Here is a 15,244-nt window from a genome sequence, read left to right on the forward strand (position 1 = left end):
GTGTATATTATACAGAATTATTCGTCAACTATATATAAAAGAAAAAGTATGCAACCATCACATACTTTTTCTTGAATCGATATTAATTTCTACCTTTCATTTTTAAAGGTGCATTAATCATCATTGGAAATGTAAATAATTGTAGTACTACTCCTAACAATCCAATACAAGTAAATAAATTGATTGGTTTAATCTTTATAATCCAAGTAAAAAAGTCTGAACTAATACCATTTATTGATAAGAAAGTTAGTAAAATACTTAGTAAAACTAGTGCAATCAGAAAATAAAGGATCCCCAATCTTCTAACTAATACAGCAATAAAAGAAGAAAGTCCTAGTATCATAAATCCAACCATTAGGTCGATCCAATAATACGTAAAGAAATGATATTTTAATGAAACTAATTCCGCTGGATGATAAAGACGAAAACTATTTATTCCTTTATCTAATAATACTTTCATAATGTAATATATTACATTTAAGTAAGTTATGCTTGTAATTACCATTAAAACTGACATTACATTATAAGATTTTAAAAACTGAGTTCTTGTACTACCTAATCCGATGGCGACTTGGAAAGGAATGACCAATCCTGCAACCGCAAATGTACTAATCCCCCCATAAATCGGTCCAAACAAAGCTGCTCCACTTTGTGAAGGGATGTTAAAAATTATGCTAACTAATATATAAACAACTGATAGCAACAACGTAATTAAAGAAAATATTTTAAAATACCATTTCAATTCATCGAAAACTAATTGATAAGTGCCTCTTATCGAATTCATCTTTTCACCTCTTTATTTTTTGTTTTATTTATTAAATAGTCTTGAAGGGTAGCTTTTTCAATTCTAAGCTGGTATTCTTCAGCGATTTTTTTCCACTTATTTGAAAATAATTCATCGACCATTACTTTTTTAGTCGAACTGATTTTGGAAGATTCAAGGATCGAAATATTTTTCGTTACTTGTTCGATTGAATCGATATTTCCAGAAAGAATAAATCCTTTCTCCCGCATAACTTCCATTTGTTCATGAAATAGTACTTTTCCATCATTTACTACAACTATTGTTTCACATAATGGTTGAATTTCTTCGATATGATGTGTTGAAAGTAAAATGAGTCTCGGATTTTCTTCATAACTTTCCATTAATGCTTCGTAAAACTGGTTTCTTTTAACTGCATCTAGCCCATTAGTTGGCTCATCGAGAACTGTAATTTTTGCGTTACTAGCTAATCCTAAAATGATTTGAGCTGCCGTTTTCATACCTTTTGAAAACTTAGTGATTTTTTTATTTTTAGGTAATTCAAAAACTTGAACTAAATGTTCTGCAAATTGTTGATCCCACTTAGGATGAAAATACCTTCCGTATTTTAACAAATCATTTATTCTCCAGTTATGACCAAATGGATGATTTTCTTGGATATAACAAATATTCTCTAGTACATTTAAATTATTATAAGGTTCTTCTCCTAAGACTTTCATAGAACCTTCGTTTGGTTGATAATGCCCAGCAATTAAGCTCATCAAAGTTGTTTTTCCTGCACCATTTCTTCCCCATAATGCAATAATACTTGGCTCTGTTTCAATTAAATTGAAATCTGTTAAAACTGGTGTTTGCTTGTATCCATATGTCAAATTTTTTATTTCGATCAATTTTTACCCCTCCTAATTCGAGTCGCTTTTTCTCTTTATTAATTCAATTACCATTTCTTCATTTAAATGAATTCTCTTGGCTTCTTTAAGTAAAGGTGCTACATAGTCTTCATAAAACTGCTGTTTACGTTCTAAAAGTAACTTTTCTTTTGCTCCTATTGAAACAAACATACCTACACCTCTTTGTTTGAAAATAATTTCCTTATCAACTAATGCTTGAAGACCTTTCCTTGCAGTTGCCGGATTAATATTAAAAAAACGAGATAATTCATTTGTTGAAGGCACTTGTTCCCCTTCTTTAATTCTTCCATCTATAATTTCGTCCATAATCATAACCGCAATTTGTTGAAATATTGGCTGTGATTCATCTAATGTCGGTTTCATTAGCACCTTCCTTTCATGGTTAGTTATTCGGTTAGTTACTTATGTAACTAACCATACTACTAATTTAATCATATGTAAAGTGATTTTATTTAGTACGCCTATTTTTGGATGATATAAAAAAAGCTTAATGCGATTAGGCAATAAGCTCATGTTGAACTACTATGTGTTTATTTTTTATCGAAAATTTTACCAGCTATACAATATTTTCCTTCTAAATAGATTTCGGATTGACCAATTTGTAGTATGCTCACAGATTTAATAAATTGGCTAGTATAACTACTCGTATTACCTGGTAACACAGTAATTATATGATTAATATCGCTATTTACTTCGATTGTAATCGGTCCAGTACTGCCTTCGCTATTGTATACTGAAATCGTTGCTAACGCAGCTAAATTTCCACCTATGCTCCATAGTTCTACTGGTTTTTCATAATTATTTTGAATCAAAATATTTCCACAAAGATCAATTGGAATACATGAATCACATTTTGTAGGAATTGGTACTGGTGGGGTAGGTGGTGTTGGAGGAGGTACTGGTCGTAAAGATGATGGGGAGGAAACTGGTAATGTAATACTAGGTAAGTTTGGTACATCAGGTCTTTTCTGTTTCAATTTTTATCCCTCACTTTTTAAAATAAAAAACTATGTACTTGAAAATATTGGAAAGTCCTATTTTTAGTATATAAATCTTAAAAAGAAAAGTGACCACTATTAAGCTTTTTCAAATAACTTGTAGTCACTTGTCAAATTTAAAAAATTATAAATTATCCTACTCTAACAATGGAAATTGTCGCAGCGGTCGTACCAGCTGCTAACGATACTGTAGCCGCTAAAGTAGCAGACACCATCACTTGTACCGTATCACCTGCATTAATATTAATAATCACTTGATTACTGACTAAACTTAAACCAATTGCAGCATTAATATTCGTCCCCGCAACCCCAACCCCATTTCGAAATAATTGAAAAGTCGTTAATAATGTCAATGTAGGATACACTTGATAAGTTATCAAATATCTACCACTCGTATTAATTGTAAAAATGGTGGCTGTTGGATTGTTTACTGAAATATCTGCTGATAAATTTTGGGCGTTCGGAAACGGAATAGGTGAAGGACCTAAAAGTGTAATTGCAATAGTTGCTCCAGAAGTATTAGCTGCTGAACCAGATGTGTTAAAACTTGATCCGGTTGGGCCAGTTATTCCTGTTGAACCCGTTGCTCCGGTTGCTCCTGTCGTTCCGGTTGCTCCAGTTGCACCCGTTGCGCCAGTTCCTCCGGTTGCGCCGGTTATTCCCGTTGTTCCGGTTGGACCCGGTTCTCCGGTTGGTCCGGTTATGCCCGTCGTTCCGGTTGCTCCCGTTATTCCGGTTATTCCCGTTGGACCTGTTGAGCCGGTTGACCCCGTTACTCCAGTTGCACCGGTTATTCCGGTCGGTCCCGGTTCTCCGGTTGCTCCTGTTATTCCGGTTATTCCCGTTGCGCCCGTTGCTCCGGTTGGGCCGGTTATTCCAGTTGTTCCAGTTGTTCCGGTTGAGCCGGTTGCTCCGGTTACTCCCGTCGTTCCTGTTGGGCCTGTTACTCCAGTTGTTCCGGTTGAGCCGGTTGCTCCGGTTACTCCCGTCGTTCCTGTTGGGCCTGTTACTCCAGTTGTTCCGGTTGAGCCGGTTGCTCCGGTTACTCCCGTCGTTCCTGTTGGGCCTGTTACTCCAGTTGTTCCGGTTGAGCCGGTTGCTCCGGTTGCTCCGGTTACTCCAGTTGTTCCGGTTGAACCGGTTGCTCCGGTTACTCCCGTCGTTCCTGTTGGGCCGGTTGCTCCGGTTGTTCCTGTTATGCCGGTTATTCCCGTTGAACCCGTTGCGCCGGTTATTCCTGTTAAGCCTGTTTCTCCTGTCGTTCCGGTTGCTCCAGTTGCACCCGTTGCTCCAGTTCCTCCGGTTGGGCCGGTTATTCCCGTTGTACCTGTAGACCCCGTTGTTCCGGTTGGACCCAGTTCTCCCGTTCCTCCAGTTGCGCCGGTTATTCCCGTCGCTCCGGTTGCTCCAGTTGCACCCGTTGGACCCGGTTCTCCAGTTACGCCCGTCGTTCCCGTTGCTCCCGTTATTCCTGTTGAACCGGTTGCTCCGGTTACTCCCGTCGTTCCTGTTGGGCCGGTTGCTCCGGTTGTTCCTGTTATGCCGGTTATTCCCGTTGAACCCGTTGCGCCGGTTATTCCTGTTATGCCTGTTTCTCCTGTCGTTCCGGTTGCTCCAGTTGCACCCGTTGCTCCGGTTGGGCCGGTTATTCCTGTTATGCCGGTTGCGCCGGTTATTCCCGTTGTACCTGTAGACCCCGTTGTTCCGGTTGGACCCAGTTCTCCCGTTATTCCTGTTGCGCCGGTTGCTCCCGTTCCTCCAGTTGCGCCGGTTATTCCCGTCGCTCCGGTTGCTCCAGTTGCACCCGTTGGACCCGGTTCTCCAGTTGCTCCGGTTACGCCCGTCGTTCCCGTTGCTCCCGTTATTCCGCTTGTTCCGGTTGCTCCCGTTATTCCGCTTGTTCCGGTTGCTCCCGTTATTCCGGTTGCTCCCGTTATTCCCGTTGGACCCGGTTCTCCAGTTGCTCCGGTTACGCCCGTCGTTCCTGTTGCTCCCGTTATTCCGGTTGAGCCTGTTTCTCCTTTTGCCCCAGTTGGACCGGTTAGGCCTGTCGTTCCAGTTATTCCTGTTGGACCCGTCATTCCGGTTGTTCCCATTATTCCGGTCGGTCCCGGTTCTCCAGTTACGCCCGTCGTTCCTGTTGCTCCCGTTATTCCGGTTGAGCCGGTTGCTCCGGTTACTCCCGTCGTTCCTGTTGGGCCTGTTACTCCAGTTGTTCCGGTTGAGCCGGTTGACCCCGTTACTCCAGTTGCACCGGTTATTCCGGTCGGTCCCGGTTCTCCGGTTGCTCCTGTTATTCCGGTTATTCCCGTTGCTCCCGTTGCTCCGGTTGGGCCGGTTATTCCAGTTGTTCCGGTTGAGCCGGTTGCTCCGGTTACTCCCGTCGTTCCTGTTGGGCCTGTTACTCCAGTCGTTCCCGTTGCTCCCGTTATTCCTGTTGAGCCGGTTGCTCCGGTTACGCCCGTCGTTCCCGTTGCTCCCGTTATTCCGGTTGGGCCGGTTGCTCCGGTTACTCCCGTCGTTCCTGTTGGACCTGTTACTCCAGTTGTTCCGGTTGGACCTGTTGATCCCGGTTCTCCGGTTGGGCCGGTTATTCCTGTTAAGCCCGTTGTGCCGGTTGGACCTGTTGATCCCGGTTCTCCTGTCGGGCCGGTTATTCCAGTTGACCCCGTTGCTCCGGTTGGACCCGGTTCTCCTGTCGGGCCTGTCATTCCGGTTGTTCCCATTATTCCGGTCGGTCCCGGTTCTCCAGTTACGCCCGTCGTTCCTGTTGCTCCCGTTATTCCGGTCGGTCCCGGTTCTCCTGTCGGGCCTGTCATTCCGGTTATTCCTGTTGAGCCGGTTACTCCCGTCGTTCCTATTAGGCCTGTTGCTCCGGTTGTTCCTGTTGGGCCGGTTATTCCCGTTGAACCCGTTGCGCCGGTTATTCCGGTTAGACCCGGTTCTCCGGTTGCTCCGGTTGTTCCTGTTATTCCCGTTGTGCCGGTTGGACCTGTTGATCCCGGTTCTCCTGTCGGGCCGGTTATTCCAGTTGACCCCGTTGCTCCGATTGGACCCGGTTCTCCTGTCGGGCCTGTCATTCCGGTCGGTCCCGTTTCTCCTGTCGGGCCGGTTATTCCAGTTGACCCCGTTGCTCCGGTTGGACCCGGTTCTCCTGTCGGGCCTGTCATTCCGGTTGTTCCCATTATTCCGGTCGGTCCCGGTTCTCCAGTTACGCCCGTCGTTCCTGTTGCTCCCGTTATTCCGGTCGGTCCCGGTTCTCCTGTCGGGCCTGTCATTCCGGTTATTCCTGTTGAGCCGGTTGCTCCCGTTGTTCCTGTTGAGCCGGTTGCTCCGGTTACTCCCGTCGTTCCTGTTGGACCTGTTACTCCAGTTGTTCCGGTTGGACCTGTTGATCCCGGTTCTCCGGTTGGGCCGGTTATTCCTGTTAAGCCCGTTGTGCCGGTTGGACCTGTTGATCCCGGTTCTCCTGTCGAGCCGGTTATTCCAGTTGACCCCGTTGCTCCGATTGGACCCGGTTCTCCTGTCGGGCCTGTCATTCCGGTCGGTCCCGGTTCTCCAGTTACGCCCGTCGTTCCTGTTGCTCCCGTTATTCCGGTCGGTCCCGGTTCTCCTGTCGGGCCTGTCATTCCGGTTATTCCTGTTGAGCCTGTTGCTCCCGTTGTTCCTGTTATTCCCGTTGTGCCGGTTGGACCTGTTGATCCCGGTTCTCCTGTCGGGCCGGTTATTCCAGTTGACCCCGTTGCTCCGGTTGGACCCGGTTCTCCTGTCGGGCCTGTCATTCCGGTTGTTCCCATTATTCCGGTCGGTCCCGGTTCTCCAGTTACGCCCGTCGTTCCTGTTGCTCCCGTTATTCCGGTCGGTCCCGGTTCTCCTGTCGGGCCGGTTATTCCAGTTGACCCCGTTGCTCCGGTTGGACCCGGTTCTCCTGTCGGGCCTGTCATTCCGGTTGTTCCCATTATTCCGGTCGGTCCCGGTTCTCCAGTTACGCCCGTCGTTCCTGTTGCTCCCGTTATTCCTGTCGGACCTGGTTCTCCGGTTGGACCCGGTTCTCCGGTTGCTCCGGTTACTCCTGTCGTTCCTGTAGCTCCTGTGATCCCAGTTACCCCTGTAGGACCAACTCTTTTAATCCCATTACAAGAAAAACTACTAGAACAACTACATTTATTCGAATTGGATTCAATCCCTTTTACGAAAGGAATTTTATTACTATTCTCATTATTATTATTCATAAAGGAAACCATTCTAACTTCCTCATTTCATTACATAAGGCTGTTCAAAAGAATTTTAGAACAATACGATTTAGATAAAATGAATTAATAACTATTACATTGAATATCTAATCGTTGTACAAAACTCCCCTTCTACTACCCCTGTTAAACCTGTTGTATCAATTTGAATTTCATCGAATAGCTTTTCTGAGAAAGCAACACTACTTTGTGGAGGGACAGTTAGAGACTCAATTGTTGATCCTCCTCTTAAAAAATTAACAACGATACTATCTGTTCCGGTATCATTTTTAAAATAGCCTGTAGCAAAAATAATTGGAGCGATATTATTTGTAAAAATTGTATTAATTCCGGGTGTATTCACTTGCCATGATATACAAACTTTATCTTGAAATATATTCTTAGTTGAGCAACGACTTTTACCATTACACATTTGCTTTGTCTCCTCATTTTCATGAATTAAACAGAATAACGAATTGTAATACAAAACTCCCCTTGAAATAATATACCTGCCCCAATAGGGACTACAGCTTGTATTACATCAAACCATCTAATTGTAAAGGATAAACTAGAACCTAGTGTGACAACTTCGGATTTAATCGTGCCTCCATCAGAGTTTAAAAATACTATTTGTATTGGTGTAGCAATAGAACCTACGTCATACTTAATAAAACCAGTCCCTATAATATTTTGGTTAAAATTATTTTGAAAAAGTGGAAGTGTAGCGGTTATTGTATCTCCTACTGCTTGCCAAGATGTACATACCTGGTCCTGAACAAATATCTTTTCGTGACAGCAAGCTAAAGTTGATGCCGAACAATTACATGAAGACGCCATAAATTACTTCCTTTCTAAGAAAAAATGCATATTATCTACTTATAATAAGCAAAGTGTCATGTATATGCTTGTACATTTGTCATAAAAAATCGAATCTACCACACATAGATCGGTGATAGATTATCATTTTAAAAATTGCTTAGTTAAATGCAAAATTACAAAATAAACGATAAAAAAGAATATTCTTATTTCACTACTTGGGAATACTTTATTTATAACTTGGTTACTAAATGTTTCATCAATCGTTGAATTCTAGTATAATAGATAAGATGTAAAAATTTGTTTATGATCTTTGATTTAGAAAGGATATTATAATAGATGGCAAATCAAGAATTAATGAATCAAGTTGCTAAACGCCGTATTTTTGGGATCATCTCTCACCCGGATGCAGGTAAAACAACTTTAACTGAAAAATTACTACTTCACGGTGGAGCTATTCGTGAAGCAGGTACAGTAAAAGCTCAAAAAAATTCAAAATATGCAAAATCTGACTGGATGGAAATCGAGAAGCAACGTGGGATTTCAGTAACTTCTTCTGTTATGCAGTTTGAATACGATGAAAAAATGGTATCAATTATGGATACTCCTGGTCATAATGATTTTGGTGAAGATACATATCGTGTACTAACTTCTGTTGACTCTGCAGTCATGGTAATTGATGCTGCAAAAGGTATTGAAGCACAAACAAAGAAACTTTTCCAAGTTTGTCGTTTACGTGGTATTCCTATTTTTACCTTTATGAATAAATTAGACCGTCAAGCTAAAGATCCATTAGAATTAATGGAAGAATTGGAAGAAGTTCTAGGTATGCCATCAGTTGCAGTTACTTGGCCAATCGGTAGTGGCATGCAATTTGAAGGTGTTTATGATCGATTAGAAAATGAAGTTCATCTTTTCCGTAAAGATGAAGTGATTAAACTTGGTCAAGACGGTGTACATGGTCCTGAGTTAGAAGGACATTTAGAACCTTCAAATTTAGAAAATTTACGTGATGAAGTTGATCTTTTAGAAGGAGCAGGAAATGAATTCAATTTAGAATTAGTTCAAGATGGAGAACTTACTCCTGTATTCTTCGGAACAGCATTAGTTGACTTTGGGGTAACTCCATTTTTAAATCATTTCTTAGATATGTCACCTGCACCAGGACCTCGTAAAACGATTAATGGTGTAGTTAATCCAACTGATGAAATGTTTAGTGGCTTTATCTTTAAAATTCAAGCTAATATGAATCCTGCTCACCGTGATCGTATTGCTTTCTTGCGAATTTGTTCTGGCGTATTTGAACGTGGAATGAACGTAATGCTTTCTCGTACAGGAAAACAAATTAAATTAAGTCAATCAACACAATTGATGGCTAATGACCGTGAAACGATTGACCGTGCATACGCTGGTGATGTCATTGGTATTTACGATTCAGGTACTTATCAAATCGGAGATACAATTACATCTAGCAAACAAAAATTATTCTTTGAGCCATTACCGACTTTCCCACCTGAGTTATTCTTACGAGTTAGCCCAGTTAACTCATTAAAATCTAAGCATTTCCATAAAGGTGTGGAGCAATTAGCTCAAGAAGGTGCAATTCAAGTTTATAAAAATGAATTCAATGAAGTTATTTTAGGTGCTGTAGGTCAACTTCAATTTGAAGTATTTGAATACCGCTTAAAAAATGAATATGGATCTGATATCCGTAAAGACCATGTTGATTTCAATATTGCTCGATGGGTTAAAACAGATGACGTAAAAGGACTTAAGAAATATCAAGATATGCGTAACATGCTAGTATTTGACCGTTTCGAACGTCCACTATTCCTATTTGCAAATGAATTTACTTTCAATCGTTTTAAAGAACGTCACGAGGAATTAGAATTAGTTGAAGCGCTTGATGTTAATAATGAAATACAAGTTGATTAATTGACGTAGAAGACCGATTTTTTCGGTCTTCTTTTTTCATATCACAATCCATAAAACTCCGTATTAACCCTCCTTCTTCTTTACTACTTAAAACTCCCGCTAAAACACACCAGTAGTTCGATAAGAAATTAATTTAGTAGGAATGAGTGTACAACACTGCACTAATCTACGTTTATTAAGGATAATTATCGTACTAGTTGAATAGGTTTAATAGACAGTAAATATTTCCCAATTTTAGGAGGAGTTATATGAAAAAAACTTTTAGAGGCATAGCTATAGGGACAGTTATTGCTACCGGATTAATTGTCACTAGTGGCTGCTCGTTTATGTCAACAACTGAATCGAAAGAAGCTACGGGTAAATCCGTTATTATAACGAAGGCAGAGTTCGAAAAGATTCAAAATGGCATGACAACGGAGGAAGTATTTAAAATAATCGGTGGTAAAGGCGAAGTAATGAGCGAAGCTGGAGAGAAAGGTAAGCCAGGATACACGATTCTTTATACGTATTCCGGTAAAGGATCAACGGGAGCTAACGCTAACTTTACATTCCAAGACGGTAAGTTGATGGCAAAAGCTCAAGTCGGGCTAAAATAGATAAATACTGTAGAATCGGCGTCCATTATTGGGCGTCTATTTTGTGGTTGCATTTTATCTTTTATTCTTTTAAATTACATGTTTATCTTTAATCAACATTAGCTCCTTAAAATTCATTGCATCTATTCTTAAGATTTTATAGTTAGGTAAATTAGCCAATAAAAAAAGCAGTCGAGTATTCAACGGCTTTTAACTGTTTCAAGCTTTTTCTGAGTTATATTGAAGCGTCGTTTTTTGCTTAGGTTCTTTAATCGATAAATAAACAGCCACAACAATTAGAATACTTCCTATGAAAAAAGAAGGATTAATTTCTTCATTTAATAAAAAATAACCAAAGATCGTACCGATTAATGGTTGTAAAAAGAAAAATAATGATCCAGTGGAAGTATCAATAAATTCAAACCCTTTATTCCAAAGATAAAAGGCACCAGCAGTTGAGATTGTTCCTAAAAATATGACACCCATCCAAATCCAACTATTTGATGGTAAGTGAGTTATATGTTTACTTTGTTCAATAATCGTAAAAGGTAATGTGAAAATTACGCCAAATACTGTCGCCCAAGTTGTTACGGTTAATGATGAATATTTATTTGTCTGAACTTTACTTAGAACAGTATATAATGCCCAAGTAATTGCTGCTCCTACTAGAATGAGATTTCCAAAATATGCGCCTAAATTTGAATCTCCCTTTGGTAATCCAATGACAACGATCACTCCAATTGTTGCCAAAATTAATGAGACAATTTTTCGGCTATTAATTTTTTCTTTTAAAATAAAAAATGCAAATAATGATATTAATGCAGGTGATGCTGAAGTAATTAATGAGCCCATTGCTGCGCCTGAAAGCTTTGTACCAACAAATTGAAAACCAATTGAGCCAGTATAGCCGACTAAAGCAATAACTGCGAGAGGAACCAAATCTTTTTTATTTATTTTCCAGCTTTTTTGGTAAAAACTGATTACTCCTAATGATAATAAAGCTAAAAGAAATCTCATCTCGAGTAATAACCATGGAGAAATGCTATCTAATACAACTTTACTAACTACATAAGTCATCCCCCAAATACTTGCGGCCAAAGATAAATACAATGCTCCCTTAAAAAAATTCACTTAAGTCCCATCTCCTACCGTTTATTCCAATCATTTTTCGTAAGTCCAAACATCAATTCAGTTACATATTGGCATTTAAATAAAGAATTTTCTATTTTTTTCATTTCATGAAATCCTAACTTTTTAAGTAATTTAATGGAAGATCCATTTTGTTCTACAGCGATTGCGTTTATTTTTTCTTTATTTAATTCATTAAATAAATAATCAAGCATCCCTTGTAAAGCTTCAAAGGCATAACCCTTATTCTGGTATTTTGGCTCTAATGTAAAGCCGACTTCAACTTGATTTTTTGGATTTGATAAAGTATGTACCCCAATATCCCCTATTAGTTGGCCATCCATTTTATTTTCTATCGCTACTTGAACCCAAGCATCAGGTATATTCATTTCAGCTGATTTTTGCTTTTCGATATAATTAACCGCTTGATCATATGTATAATTTTCCCAGCCTTGATAAATCGCCACCTCTGGATTTGAGCGATATTTAAAAAAGTTGGTTACATCATCATCTTTAAACCTTCTAAGTTTTAATCGACTAGTCTCAATTTCAAAAAATTTTGGTTTACTCATATTCCACCTCTAAAATTTCTTTTCATTGTTTATTCTATTATACTTAGAAATTTCTAAATAAACTAACTTTTTCTTGCTATACTATTGTATTGCGTGCTGTAATCTATATTTATTAACGAGCCCCATCATTTAAACTCAAAAATATAGTTGACACAGCTAACTGTAAACATTAAAATTACAGTATACTCATTTAAGTTGAGTAAAGAGGTCAATTTAATTAGATTTTTAAAAATGATTCATTTTTATTTTTTTATCTCAACTGTAATCTTTTTTATTACATTTTAAATATAAGGAGTGTGTAAAGAATGGTGAATTTATATATTACATCAAGTTGTACATCATGTCGAAAAGCTAAGGCTTGGCTAGATGAACATGAAGTTGAATATCGTGTGAAAAATATTTTGAATGAATCACTTACACTTGAGGAGATTAAATCTATTCTTCGTATGACAGAAACTGGTACTGAAGAGATTATTTCAAATAAATCAAAAACATTTCAGGAATTAAATATAAATATTGAATCGCTTCCTCTTAATGAATTATATACATTGATCATTAATAATCCAAAAATGTTGCGTATGCCAATCATCCTAGACGAAAAAAGATTACAGGTTGGATATAATGAAGAAGAAATTCGTAGTTTTCTTCCTCGAAAGCTGAGATCTTTTTCATACATTAAATCAGAAAAAGTAGCTAATTAATAATAAAAAATGTCAGTTTTCTAACAAAAATAAACGATTTTAGGAGGCAGACCATGAATAGTGATTTCACTCTTGCCATTCATAGTTTAACTTATCTTGCGCTGCAGCCAGATCGCATGTCTACTAGTGATGCAATATCAGAGAGTGCCTGTGTTCATCCAGTTCGTATTCGAAAAGTGCTTAGTTTGCTAAAAAAGCATGGGTTTATTAAATCAAAGGAAGGAACTGGTGGTGGATTTATTTTTGCCTTAGACTTAAATAAAATTAATCTATGGGACATTTATTTGATCACCTCTGAGGGTGCATTACAGCCTAAGTGCCCAGAATCGAATGAAAAGTGTCTTGTTGGGGCAAATATGCAAAATGTTCTTTTTAATATATTCTTAGGTGCTGAAAAACATCTTGGGGGCTATTTAAAGCAATACACTATAAAAGACATTGTCGATCATATCAAATATGAGAATTGAGCAGCTAAAAAAGTGAAGGCTATGCCTTTCTTTGCCCGAAATGTAATAAAAAAAATTACAGTTCAGGCAAAATGCAGATTTGACCATTATAAATTTATTAACTCTAAATAAGTAGGTGGAAAAAATGAACTTAAATAAAGAATCAATTTTAAAAACAGGTGACTGGGTTAAAGGTAGATCAATTGATGGAGAATTAGTAATCGGTTATGTTGAATCATTTTCTATTCTTGATGAAATTGTAAATGTAAGTGTAATCACTTCAGATAAGAAAACAACTGTTGGCAAAACAATACAAATGCTAAATAGAAATGTCAAGAAAATCCCTGATTCCATTGTGGCAAATAAAGAACAGATTCGCTTTCTTATTGACTTAGCCCTTTCAACAGGAGATGAAGATTGGTTTAAAGAGCTATCATCACAGCTTAACTCGATGAAGCAACTTGTTAATGCCGTAAAATAATGCTCATTAAACTAATATAAGCTTTAATAATAATTTTTGAAGAGGCTGTTCCAAAAGGTAGATTTCAGCTTTGAAATTTAAAAAACAAAACGCAAGAATGTTGATTTAATAGCATTCTTGCTTTTTTAATTTGACGGTTTTTTAATCAAACAGGACCTTTGAGACAGCCTTTTTCAAAGTGTTGAAAAATGAGCTTGTCAACTACGCTAATTTTTGGTTGATTTCGACTAAAACCTGTCATGAGTAAAGAACACTGTAATTTTCACTGGTTTCCTTCCTCATGAGCCTGGCTTCAGGAAGTATCTTTCTATTTTTCCCTAGTTTACTTCCTCATGAACCTGTTATGAAGAAGTATCTTTCTATTTTTCGCTGGTTTCCTTCCTCATGAGCCTGGCTTGAGTAAGTATCTTTCTATTTTTCGCTGGTTTACTTCCTCATGAACCTGTTATGAGTAAGTATCTTTCTATTTTTCGCTGGTTTACTTCCTCATGAACCTGTTATGAGGAAGTACCTTTCTATTTTTCGGTGGTTTACTTCCTCATGAGCCTATCATATGTATGTTCCTTTCTAATGAACCTGTTATGAGTATGAACCTTTATAATTTTTGCTTATATAATGTATACTTAGACTTTTGTTGTTCTATATTGATAATGTTTTAGATCAACAGTCTGAAGGTTGTCTATTAGACAGCCTTTTTTTTGGTTAAATTCGAAAGTTTGAAACACAAAAAAAACTGATCAAATCATTGACCAGTTTCAAATCAAATTAATATTGAGTTAATTTATTCAATGGCGTTTGAATAATTAGTGGTTTTTTGGCAGGATCTAACCATTTTAAAATGGATACTACATTCGTTTTAGATGTAGCTGTGCAGCCTGCAGTATATCCCGAGGTTCCAGCTACGTGAAAAAAGATGGCACTACCTTTTCCTGGAGTTCTCGCTGTATTATAGTTAATCACAAATCCGTAATCATATTGTGAGATATTCATCTTTTCAGCAGATTTCCATCTCCCGTTATTTTCTGATGCTAATTGCCAAGTATTATATAATTTACTATTTGAATCATCTACAAAAACATCATTTGAAGTAATTTTACGGTAAGTCATTTTCGTACCTGGATTTGAATATCTACCGAATGCTGTTGTAATTGTATATTTCCCTTCAGGCGTTTCATAATCACCTTCATGCTTACTACTAATCATGCCATTTTTACCGATTACACCTGAATATGTATGTAATTTTTTCCAACTAGTACCGCTTTTTTCAAATGTTTCAATTAACACGTTTCTCGTACTTTCATTTTCTGCTGATACAATGATTAATTGCTTTGAAGTACCTAAAGTTTTCATTTTATTTACGGTCGAGGTAGAAACTGTAGTTGGTGTTTTTTTAATATATTTACTTGAAACCCATCCAGTTTTTGTCCCACTTGTCATTTTATACCAAGATCCACTTGTGCTTGTAATTGTAACTTTTGCACCCTTTTTAAGTGTCCCAATTATTTTATAACTTGTACTTGGACCGCTTCTTATATTTAAAACTGATGCAGTTACTGTACCGCTTATCGTCGCAGCTTCCACGATTTTAATTGAACTTGGAGTAGGATTTCCATAGAATAAACCTCCAGTTAAAATTGATAGTGCTAAAGTAGTTTTGCAAATACTTTTAATCATTCAATCAGCTCCATT

At 38.3% G+C, this 15,244-nt stretch carries 15 protein-coding genes; 5 read left to right on the forward strand and 10 right to left on the reverse strand.

Features of this window, described 5'->3' with window-relative positions:
* Positions 1-82: 82 nt before the first annotated feature.
* The 7 genes from ACSBO6_RS11540 to ACSBO6_RS11570 all read right to left on the reverse strand — a co-directional run bounded on the left by ACSBO6_RS11540 (position 83) and on the right by ACSBO6_RS11570 (position 7,738).
* Positions 83-784, reverse strand: coding sequence for a hypothetical protein (locus ACSBO6_RS11540; protein WP_098846111.1), 702 nt, complete (start codon positions 782-784; stop codon positions 83-85).
* Positions 781-1,653: an ATP-binding cassette domain-containing protein gene (locus ACSBO6_RS11545; protein ID WP_098846112.1), complete on the reverse strand. Its 873-nt coding sequence runs from the start codon at positions 1,651-1,653 to the stop codon at positions 781-783. Before ACSBO6_RS11545 ends, ACSBO6_RS11540 begins: the two co-directional genes overlap by 4 nt.
* A gap of 12 nt (positions 1,654-1,665) precedes the next feature.
* Entirely contained in the window at positions 1,666-2,037 is a 372-nt protein-coding gene (locus ACSBO6_RS11550; RefSeq protein ID WP_098846113.1) for a GntR family transcriptional regulator, read from the reverse strand.
* Between the two features lie 167 nt (positions 2,038-2,204).
* Positions 2,205-2,651, reverse strand: coding sequence for an S-Ena type endospore appendage (locus ACSBO6_RS11555; RefSeq protein WP_498843387.1), 447 nt, complete (start codon positions 2,649-2,651; stop codon positions 2,205-2,207).
* 152 nt (positions 2,652-2,803) lie between these two features.
* On the reverse strand, positions 2,804-6,904 hold the full coding sequence (locus ACSBO6_RS11560) for a collagen-like protein (protein WP_498843388.1): 4,101 nt from the start codon (positions 6,902-6,904) through the stop codon (positions 2,804-2,806).
* Between the two features lie 94 nt (positions 6,905-6,998).
* Complete coding sequence (locus tag ACSBO6_RS11565) at positions 6,999-7,334, reverse strand: DUF3992 domain-containing protein (protein WP_098843787.1); 336 nt, start codon at positions 7,332-7,334, stop codon at positions 6,999-7,001.
* Between the two features lie 26 nt (positions 7,335-7,360).
* A complete protein-coding gene (locus tag ACSBO6_RS11570) occupies positions 7,361-7,738 on the reverse strand; it encodes a DUF3992 domain-containing protein (RefSeq protein WP_098843786.1) in 378 nt (125 codons plus the stop codon).
* A gap of 318 nt (positions 7,739-8,056) precedes the next feature.
* On the opposite strand from ACSBO6_RS11570, the gene ACSBO6_RS11575 reads away from it, so the two are divergent.
* Together ACSBO6_RS11575 and ACSBO6_RS11580 are read left to right on the forward strand one after the other, a co-directional pair.
* Complete coding sequence (locus tag ACSBO6_RS11575) at positions 8,057-9,652, forward strand: peptide chain release factor 3 (protein ID WP_098843785.1); 1,596 nt, start codon at positions 8,057-8,059, stop codon at positions 9,650-9,652.
* 248 nt (positions 9,653-9,900) lie between these two features.
* Positions 9,901-10,248 carry a DUF3862 domain-containing protein gene (locus tag ACSBO6_RS11580; RefSeq protein WP_498843389.1) on the forward strand — a complete coding sequence of 116 codons (348 nt, stop codon included), beginning with the start codon at positions 9,901-9,903 and terminating at the stop codon, positions 10,246-10,248.
* Positions 10,249-10,446: 198 nt separating this feature from the next.
* Here the strand turns inward: ACSBO6_RS11580 and ACSBO6_RS11585 are convergent, their stop codons facing one another.
* Positions 10,447-11,358, reverse strand: a complete 912-nt coding sequence (locus ACSBO6_RS11585) for a DMT family transporter (RefSeq protein WP_286138227.1) — start codon at positions 11,356-11,358, stop codon at positions 10,447-10,449.
* A gap of 14 nt (positions 11,359-11,372) precedes the next feature.
* Positions 11,373-11,927, reverse strand: coding sequence for a GNAT family N-acetyltransferase (locus tag ACSBO6_RS11590; protein WP_098843783.1), 555 nt, complete (start codon positions 11,925-11,927; stop codon positions 11,373-11,375).
* Positions 11,928-12,232: 305 nt separating this feature from the next.
* Here ACSBO6_RS11590 and spxA point away from each other — a divergent pair, with 305 nt between their 5' ends.
* The 3 genes from spxA to ACSBO6_RS11605 all read left to right on the forward strand — a co-directional run bounded on the left by spxA (position 12,233) and on the right by ACSBO6_RS11605 (position 13,555).
* Complete coding sequence (spxA, locus tag ACSBO6_RS11595; RefSeq protein ID WP_098843782.1) at positions 12,233-12,628, forward strand: transcriptional regulator SpxA; 396 nt, start codon at positions 12,233-12,235, stop codon at positions 12,626-12,628.
* A 53-nt stretch (positions 12,629-12,681) separates the two neighbouring features.
* Positions 12,682-13,095 carry an RrF2 family transcriptional regulator gene (locus tag ACSBO6_RS11600; protein ID WP_098843781.1) on the forward strand — a complete coding sequence of 138 codons (414 nt, stop codon included), beginning with the start codon at positions 12,682-12,684 and terminating at the stop codon, positions 13,093-13,095.
* A 124-nt stretch (positions 13,096-13,219) separates the two neighbouring features.
* Positions 13,220-13,555, forward strand: a complete 336-nt coding sequence (locus ACSBO6_RS11605) for an IDEAL domain-containing protein (RefSeq protein WP_098843780.1) — start codon at positions 13,220-13,222, stop codon at positions 13,553-13,555.
* Positions 13,556-14,320: 765 nt separating this feature from the next.
* On the opposite strand, the gene ACSBO6_RS11610 is transcribed toward ACSBO6_RS11605, so the two are convergent.
* Entirely contained in the window at positions 14,321-15,229 is a 909-nt protein-coding gene (locus tag ACSBO6_RS11610; protein ID WP_498843390.1) for an SH3 domain-containing protein, read from the reverse strand.
* Positions 15,230-15,244 lie beyond the last annotated feature (15 nt).

Source organism: Bacillus sp. AL-1R (assembly GCF_052180195.1).
Taxonomy (GTDB): Bacteria; Bacillota; Bacilli; order Bacillales; family Bacillaceae_G; genus Gottfriedia.

Coding starts and splice junctions, on each gene's coding strand:
- ACSBO6_RS11580 (WP_498843389.1), top strand. CDS start 9,901: ATGAAAAAAACTTTTAGAGGCATAGCTATAGGGACAGTTATTGCTACC.
- ACSBO6_RS11565 (WP_098843787.1), bottom strand. CDS start 7,334: ATGTGTAATGGTAAAAGTCGTTGCTCAACTAAGAATATATTTCAAGAT.
- ACSBO6_RS11550 (WP_098846113.1), bottom strand. CDS start 2,037: ATGAAACCGACATTAGATGAATCACAGCCAATATTTCAACAAATTGCG.
- ACSBO6_RS11540 (WP_098846111.1), bottom strand. CDS start 784: ATGAATTCGATAAGAGGCACTTATCAATTAGTTTTCGATGAATTGAAA.
- ACSBO6_RS11560 (WP_498843388.1), bottom strand. CDS start 6,904: ATGAATAATAATAATGAGAATAGTAATAAAATTCCTTTCGTAAAAGGG.
- ACSBO6_RS11590 (WP_098843783.1), bottom strand. CDS start 11,927: ATGAGTAAACCAAAATTTTTTGAAATTGAGACTAGTCGATTAAAACTT.
- ACSBO6_RS11600 (WP_098843781.1), top strand. CDS start 12,682: ATGAATAGTGATTTCACTCTTGCCATTCATAGTTTAACTTATCTTGCG.
- ACSBO6_RS11605 (WP_098843780.1), top strand. CDS start 13,220: ATGAACTTAAATAAAGAATCAATTTTAAAAACAGGTGACTGGGTTAAA.
- spxA (WP_098843782.1), top strand. CDS start 12,233: ATGGTGAATTTATATATTACATCAAGTTGTACATCATGTCGAAAAGCT.
- ACSBO6_RS11610 (WP_498843390.1), bottom strand. CDS start 15,229: ATGATTAAAAGTATTTGCAAAACTACTTTAGCACTATCAATTTTAACT.
- ACSBO6_RS11570 (WP_098843786.1), bottom strand. CDS start 7,738: ATGGCGTCTTCATGTAATTGTTCGGCATCAACTTTAGCTTGCTGTCAC.
- ACSBO6_RS11575 (WP_098843785.1), top strand. CDS start 8,057: ATGGCAAATCAAGAATTAATGAATCAAGTTGCTAAACGCCGTATTTTT.